Source organism: Protofrankia sp. CiP1_Cm_nod1, from assembly GCF_920888515.1.
GTDB lineage: Bacteria > Actinomycetota > Actinomycetes > Frankiales > Frankiaceae > Protofrankia.
Genome location: NZ_CAKKTM010000285.1, coordinates 1 through 7,934 on the forward strand (window position 1 = coordinate 1; position 7,934 = coordinate 7,934).

A 7,934-nucleotide genomic window follows, 5' to 3' on the forward strand; every position below is an offset into this window, starting at 1 on the left:
CTGGGAGCCCGGCTCATGCCGGCCGGCCCGCATGAGCCCGGAGCGCGGGCGCGGGCGCGGGCGCGGGCGCGGGCGCGGGCGCGGGCGCGGCGAAGCCTAGAGCGCCGGTCAGGTAACCATACGTATCCCTCCTGAACGATGGCACGCTTCGATGGACGTCGGCCGCCAGAGAAGATCGGCGTAATTTTGTCGTTGTGTACGCTTTTGCGGCCAAAAAGCGTACACAACGACAAACTCTCCTGGATCATGGCCTGCACGGGTGGTCGTGGATGGGATCCGCGCTACTTGACCGGCGTTCTAGCCGGTCCGGCGCAGCCAGGTCACGGGCGCTCCGTGGGCGCCCTGACGCAGCGGCTCCAGGACGTCGTCCCAGGCGGTGCCGAGCAGGCGGTGCAGGCCCCTGGCCAGGGTCTCGCGGCCCTCGCCCCGGTCGATGAGCGCGCGCAGGGCCGCCTCACCGACGACCACGTCCCCGTTCGCGGCGATCGACGCGCGGTGCAGGCCGAGTTCGGGGGTGTGGGAGTAGCGCTCCGAGTCGCACCCCGGTGAGGGCCCCTCGACCACGTCGAAGGAGACCGGGCCGAGACGGCGCAGCTGCCCCGCCAGCCGGCCGGCCGTCCCGCAGGGGGCGCGCCACTGGAGGGCCGCGTGGAACGACCCCGGGGAGCTGGGCTGCTCGGTCCAGGTCAGGGACACCGGTGAGGAGAGCACGGCGGACACGGCAAACTCCAGGTGCGGACACAGTGGCGGCGGGCAGGCCAGCACGGCGAGCATGCCGGGGATGCCGACGGACACCGAACCCGAAACAAGATCACGTGTTGATGGCATTGCGACCACGCAGGACCTCCGTCAACGAGTTACGCCTTCCCCTGCGATCTCGTCTCACGATCGGCCGCGCCGTGCGGTAACGATGGTGCCATGAGCCGCCGGTGGCTGCCATACCTACCCCCGTCTGACAGATCCGATTCATCATTTGATACCTGGATGATTCGTGACAGGCGGCTCCCTCATCCTCCGCACGGCAGGGCCCGGCGAGACAACCAGGCCGAGGCGTCCGAACGGCGTCCGGATGATGTCCGTGGGGTGTCCGGCCGGGCCCGCGCCGGGCCCATGCCGGGCCCATGCCGGGCGGGCCGGCAGACGGGGTCCCGGCGTGGAGGACCGAGCGCGCGGCCACCTCGTGAACCTCGTCCACGGCGGAGGCCGCGATCAACGGTTTGTGATCGACGACGCGGGCGACGAGTTGCGCACGGCGCGGCCCGAAGGTGTACTCAAGCCGGCCCGGCCCGGCCCGGCCGCGGCCGCCGCCCTGCCGGCCGAACCGGAATCCCCCGGCCCGGAATCCACCGGCCGGGAAGTCATCCGAGCCGTCGGTGCCCATCCCCACCAGCACCGGTCGTCGGCGGTTCCCCAACCCCGTAGGCTCCGTGCGTATGTTGCAAGTCTGGCCGGGCAGCCCCTATCCGCTCGGTGCCACCTACGACGGCACCGGCACCAATTTCGCGATCTTCTCCGAGGTCGCCGAGAAGGTCGAGCTGTGCCTGTTCGACGAGGGCAACACCGAGACCAGGGTCGAGCTGAAGGAAGCCGACGCCTTCGTCTACCACGGTTTCCTGCCGAGCATCGGCCCCGGCCAGCGATACGGGTATCGGATCCACGGCCCCCACGAACCTGCCAAGGGGCTGCGGTGCAATCCGTCCAAGCTTCTTCTGGACCCCTACGCGAAGGCGGTCGACGGCGAGATCGACTGGGACCAGTCGGTCTTCGGCTACAACTTCGGCGACCCCGACAGCATGAACACCGAGGATTCCGCGCCCCGGGTGATGAAGTCGGTGGTCATCAGCCCGTTCTTCGACTGGAACGGCGACCGCCCGCCGCGCACCCCGTACCACGAGACGGTCATCTACGAGGCGCACGTGCGCGGCCTGACGACCGCCCATCCCGGGCTTCCGCCGGAGTACCGCGGCACCTATGCCGGCGTGGCACATCCGGTGATGATCGACTATTACCACAAACTCGGTGTGACCGCCGTGGAGCTCATGCCCGTCCACCAGTTCGTGCAGGACGAGCACCTGGTCCGCCGGGGGCTGCGCAACTACTGGGGGTACAACTCGCTGGCCTTCCTGGCCCCGCACAACGCGTACGCGGCCACCACCCGCGCGGGCCAGCAGGTCCAGGAGTTCAAGCTGATGGTGAAGGACCTCCACGACGCCGGCATCGAGGTGATCCTCGACGTCGTGTACAACCACACGGCCGAGGGCAACCACATGGGCCCGACGCTGTGTTTCCGCGGCATCGACAACGCCGCCTACTACCGCCTGATGGACGACGACCCGCGCTACTACATGGACTACACCGGCACCGGCAACAGCATGCGGGTGCGCAACCCGCACGTCCTGCAGCTCATCATGGACTCGCTGCGCTACTGGGTGACCGAGATGCACGTCGACGGGTTCCGGTTCGACCTGGCCGCGACCCTGGCCCGGGAGTTCTACGAGGTCGACCGGCTGTCGTCCTTCTTCGACCTCGTCCAGCAGGATCCGGTGGTCTCGCAGGTCAAGCTGATCGCCGAGCCGTGGGACCTCGGCGCCGGCGGCTACCAGGTCGGCAACTTCCCCCCGCTGTGGACGGAGTGGAACGGCAAGTACCGTGACACCGTGCGGGACTTCTGGCGCGGCCAGGACAAGGGCATCGCCGAGTTCGCCTCCCGGCTGACCGGCTCGAGCGACCTCTACGAGTCCGATGGGCGCCGGCCGTCGGCGTCCATCAACTTTGTCACCGCCCACGACGGGTTCACCCTCAACGACCTGGTCTCCTATAACAACAAACACAACGAGAACAACGGCGAGGACAACCGGGACGGAACCGACGACAACCGGTCGTGGAACTGCGGCACGGAAGGGCCGGCCGACGACCCCGCGGTGCTCGCGCTGCGCGGCAGCCAGGTCCGCAACTTCCTCACCACGCTCTTCCTCTCCCAGGGCGTCCCCATGCTGCTGGCCGGCGACGAGATGGGACGCACCCAGCAGGGCAACAACAACGGCTACTGCCAGGACAACGAGATCTCCTGGCTGGACTGGTCCCTGGCGGAGCGCAACGCGGACCTGGTGGAGTTCACCGCGACCGTCTGCGCCCTGCGCCGGGAGCATCCGGTGTTCCGCCGGCGCCGGTTCTTCCGGGGCGACCCCATCCACCGCCTGGACGCCAGGACGGGCCTTCCCGCCGCCGGCTACGACGGCGGCGAGGCCCTCAAGGACATCGTCTGGCTGCGGCCGGACGGCACCGAGATGTCGGACGCCGACTGGGGGTTCGCCCCGGCCCGCTCCTTCGGGGTGTTCCTCAACGGGCAGGGCATCCCCGACCCCGACCAGCGCGGTGAGAAGGTCGTCGACCAGTCCTTCCTGCTGTTCTTCAACGCCCACTTCGAGCCGCTGGGCTTCCGCATCCCGCCGGAGAGCTTCGGTACCAGCTGGGAGGTCGTCGTCGACACCCGCCCGCCCGCCCCGGCCGAGCCCGTGGCCGCCGACACCACGCCGCCTGGAACCGGCCATGTCTCCGGGGCCCGCGATGCCTCCGGGGCCCGCGATGCCTCCGCGGCCCGGGACGCATCCGCGGCCCGCGACGCATCCGCGGCCCGCGACGCATCCGTGGTGGGCGCGGCGGCCGGAGCCGGCGATGCGGGCGGGGGCGGCGGGCACGCGCGGCCCAGGCCGCCCCTGACCGGCCAGGTCGTGAAGGCCAACAACCCGATCGAAGCCGAAGCCCGTTCGACGCTCGTGCTGCGCTGTGCCGACTGATCCGCGGGGCGGCTCCGGCGCTGCCCCCGCCGGTGGCCCGGCTGGGCCCGGCGGTGCCGGTGGGCCCGGTGCCGGTGGGCCCGGTGCCGGTGGGCCCGGTGCCGGTGGGCCCGGTGCCGGTGGCGAGGCCGTCCGGGCCGTCCCCACCGCGACCTACCGGCTGCAGCTGAGCATGGAGTTCTCCTTCACCGACGCGGCCGTCATAGTGCCCTACCTGGCCACGCTCGGCGTCACCCACCTGTACTGCTCGCCCGTCCTGGAGGCGGTCGACGGCTCGGCCCACGGCTACGACGTGGTCGACCACGGCCAGATCAGCCCCGAGCTCGGTGGGCAGGCCGGGTTCCGGCGGCTGGTGACCGCGTGCCGCAGGGCCGGGCTCGGCCTGGTGGTGGACCTGGTGCCCAACCACATGGCGGTGGCCGCGCCCGAGCCGGCCAACACGGCCTGGTGGTCGGTGCTGCGCGAGGGCGCCGAGTCGCCGTACGCGTCCTGGTTCGACATCGACTGGGACTCCCCGGAGAACCCCGGGAAGATCGTGGTCCCGGTTCTCGGGGACGCGCTGGGCACCTGCCTCGCCCGCGGCGAGATCCGGCTGGCGACCGACGAGGACGGCGCCTGGGTGATCGTCTACCACGACCACGTGCTGCCCGTCGCCGAGGGGACCGCCGACCCCGACGACGTGGCCGCCACCCTCGAACGCCAGCACTACCGGCTGTGCTTCTGGCGGGTCGCCGGCACCGAGCTGAACTACCGGCGCTTCTTCGACATCACCACCCTCGCCGGCCTGCGCCAGGAGGATCCGGACGTCTTCGCCGCCACCCACCGCCTGATCCTCGACCAGGTCCGGGCCGGCGCGATCGACGGCCTGCGGATCGACCATCCCGACGGCCTCGCCGACCCCGAGGAGTACCTGCGCCGGCTGTCCGAGGCCACCGGGGGCGCGTGGACGGTCGTCGAGAAGATCCTGGAGCCCGGCGAGGCGCTGCCCGACACCTGGGTGTGCGCCGGCACCACCGGCTACGACGCGCTGAACCGGCTCACCCGGCTGTTCATCGACCCGGTCTCGGCCAGGGCGTTCAGCACCCTCTACGCCGAGATCACCGATGTGCGGGCCGACTTCGCCACGATCAGCCGCCGGGCCAAGCTCGACGTGCTCGCCGGCGCCCTGCGCCCCGAACTGGACAGGCTGGCCACCCTCGCCCTGGCCGAGGCCCGGCGGCGGCGCGCGGACCTCACCCGCGTCGGCCTGCACGAGGCGCTGGCCGAGGTACTGGCCGCCTTCCCGGTCTACCGCGCCTACGTCCGGCCGGGCTCGGCGGCGACCCTGGAGGCGCGCGGGCATGTCGTGCGGGCCTGCGCGCGCGCCCGGGAGTCGCTGCCCCTGCGCGCGGGCGAGATCGGCCTCGTCGAGGAGCTGGCCCTGTCCGGCCCGCCGGAGTTCGTCGTCCGCTTCCAGCAGACCGCCGGGCCGGTCATGGCCAAGGGCGTCGAGGACACCGCCTTCTACCGGTACAGCAGGATGATCGCGCTGAACGAGGTCGGCGGCTCCCCCGGCGACTTCCCCGGCTTCCCCGCCGGGCATCCGCACAGCGCGGTGCACGAGTTCCACGAGGCCAACAGCGCCACCCAGCGGGCCTGGCCGCTGACGATGACCACCCTGTCCACGCACGACACCAAACGCTCCGAGGACGTCCGCGCCCGGCTCGCCGTGCTGACCGAGGACCCCGACGGCTGGGGCGGGATCGCCCGCCGCCTGCTCGCCCTCGGCGAACGGCACACCGACATCGAACACGGCTGGCCGGACCGTCCGACGAACTACCTGCTCGCCCAGACCCTCGTCGGGGCCTGGCCGCTGCCGGCCGACCGGGTCCGGCAGTACATGCTCAAGGCTGTCCGCGAGGCAAAGACCCATACGTCCTGGACCGCCCCGCACCCCGGGTACGAGTCGGCGCTGACGAACTACATCGACGCCGTCCTCGACGACCGGGACTACCTCGCGACGCTGGAGACCTACGTCGCGTCCCTGGTGGAGCTCGGGCGCCAGAACTCCCTGGCCCAGAAGCTGCTCCAGCTCATCTCCCCCGGCGTGCCCGACGTCTACCAGGGCCAGGAGCTGTGGGACGCCTCCCTGGTCGACCCGGACAACCGGCGCCCGGTCGCCTTCGGTGAGCGGGCGAAGCTGCTGACCGAGCTCGGCCCCGAATCCGGTGGCCGCAAGCCCCCGCCGCTCGACGACACCGGGGCGGCGAAACTGCTCGTCGTCGCCCGCGCGTTACGGCTGCGCCGGGAACACCCGCAGTGGTTCGGCGCCCAGGCCACCTACCGTCCGCTGTGGGCGTCCGGCTCGGCGGCCGACCACGTGGTCGCCTTCAGCCGCTCGGGCTCGGTGGTAGCCGTGGCGCCACGCCTGGTGCTGGGGCTGCGCCGCGGCGGCGGCTGGCGCGACACCACCCTCTCGCTGCCCGAGGGCCGCTGGACGGACCTGTTCACCGGCCGCCGCCACGACGGCGGCGTCGCCTACGTCCTGCGCCTCCTGCGCGACTTCCCCGTCAGCCTCCTCGTCCGCACCCAGTGAAACCCAGGACGGGCCCGCCGCCATTCTCGTCTTCCAGGTGGGTGGGAGCTGTCCGGGCCAGGACATGCGGTTGATGCGTACCGTGGCCAGCCGGCGACGGTACGGTGGCACCACGGCTACCGGGACATCGCGGCTTCCAGCATCCCTGGGCTTTCCGCGAGAACGGCGGCTGCCAAGGGGCGCTGGGCTGCCGAGGTGCGCTGGGCTGCCGAGGTGCGCTGGCCGAGGCCCTCGCCGGCGGTGGGGTTCAAACGAGACTCTGATTTTCGTCGTCGACCTGCTCGACGTCGGCTGAGGCCGCCCCGGCGGGGCACTGTGCATCGTGGTCTCATGCCTCGCGGCCGGCCGCGGACACGCGTGCCGCGCACTCGAGGATGACGTCGGCGGTGAGCGCGGCATCGTCGAGGCCGGTCTTCCACGACGACACGCTTAACGGTCTTGTCTCAGCCACGCGATGGGTACCCCTGTTGACCATGACGATCATGTCGGTGAGATCGGAGGCTCGCCGGCATCCTGCCCGGGGGCCAGCAGGCCGGCGGGGAGACCGGCCGGTTCGTCCGCCGGGTCTCGGCGACATGAGGCACGGGCCCGGCACAGCAGCGGGGCCCGCCGCGCCCATCCGGTCAGGGCCCGAAAAGAATTCTCTCGTCGCCGCCGCAGAACTCCTTCGTGAGCGCGATCAGCTCGTTGGCCGCGTCCCAGACGTAGCTGGCGTCGGTGGCCCGGTTCCCCTGGACGATGTAGAAACACTCGGTGGTGTCGAGCACCACCTTGGTCTTCTCGACCTGCCGCGTCTCCATCCGACAGATGATCTCGCCGGCGCCGTCGATGTAGCCGTACTCGCCGGCGGGGACCGGCTTGGGCTCCGTCGCGCCCAGCGGCACGAACCGTTCCGCACCGGTTGTGGACGTGAGACGGATGTCCCCGTCCACGGCTGCCAGGTCGTGCGCGCCGAGCGCCAGGCGGGTCCGCAGCGAGACCAGGTTGTAGATGTCGACGAGAAGATTGATCCTGGGCAGCGTCCCGGTCCTGCGGATCAGGCGCAGCAGGTTCTCCGGCGACGCGACGTTCTCCCGGTTCGACCGCCCGACCGCGGTGTGCAGGTCACGGAATCCGGCAAGGACCGGATCACTCTTGAAATCCTCGTTGGACGGAAAGCTCGGAAGACCGGCGAGAGTGCCGGCCAGCAGCGAGTCGAACTGCTCGTCATCCTTCCTGTTGCGCAGGTTCCCCATGACGAAGTAGACGCCCGTCAGCCCCAGGCCCAGAACTTCCTCAGCCGCCTTGAATGTAATTTCCTCGCATCTTTCTCCGATATGGGGACTGACCAGACCGGCCTCCGCAGCACCCATGCCGGAGCTCCTTTTCACGCGATATCACCAATGGCCGGAATCCTCGGCCGCCTCAGCAGAATAGCATGTTCAGTCACCCCCGAAGGGGGGTCCGGACAGCTGGGCATACGTACCTCGTCAACCTGCGAGGACGCGATTTCGAGAACCCGGCGGACCGGTCGTACAAACGCAGGCCACCGGCGCCGTCGCGCCGAACCACGCCGTGCGTGC

General features: G+C 70.8%; 4 protein-coding genes. 2 read left to right on the plus strand and 2 right to left on the minus strand.

Features of this window, described 5'->3' with window-relative positions; translation table 11 throughout:
* Positions 1-297: 297 nt before the first annotated feature.
* On the minus strand, positions 298-828 hold the full coding sequence (locus NBX02_RS12865) for a DUF3145 domain-containing protein (RefSeq protein ID WP_250291503.1): 531 nt from the start codon (positions 826-828) through the stop codon (positions 298-300).
* A 605-nt stretch (positions 829-1,433) separates the two neighbouring features.
* On the opposite strand from NBX02_RS12865, the gene glgX reads away from it, so the two are divergent.
* Positions 1,434-3,797, plus strand: coding sequence for a glycogen debranching protein GlgX (glgX, locus tag NBX02_RS12870; protein ID WP_250282375.1), 2,364 nt, complete (start codon positions 1,434-1,436; stop codon positions 3,795-3,797).
* Positions 3,787-6,372, plus strand: a complete 2,586-nt coding sequence (gene treY, locus NBX02_RS12875) for a malto-oligosyltrehalose synthase (protein WP_445548404.1) — start codon at positions 3,787-3,789, stop codon at positions 6,370-6,372. Before glgX ends, treY begins: the two co-directional genes overlap by 11 nt.
* Positions 6,373-6,995: 623 nt before the next feature.
* On the opposite strand, the gene NBX02_RS12880 is transcribed toward treY, so the two are convergent.
* A complete protein-coding gene (locus tag NBX02_RS12880) occupies positions 6,996-7,724 on the minus strand; it encodes a phenylalanine--tRNA ligase beta subunit-related protein (RefSeq protein WP_250282373.1) in 729 nt (242 codons plus the stop codon).
* Between the last annotated feature and the right edge of the window lie 210 nt (positions 7,725-7,934).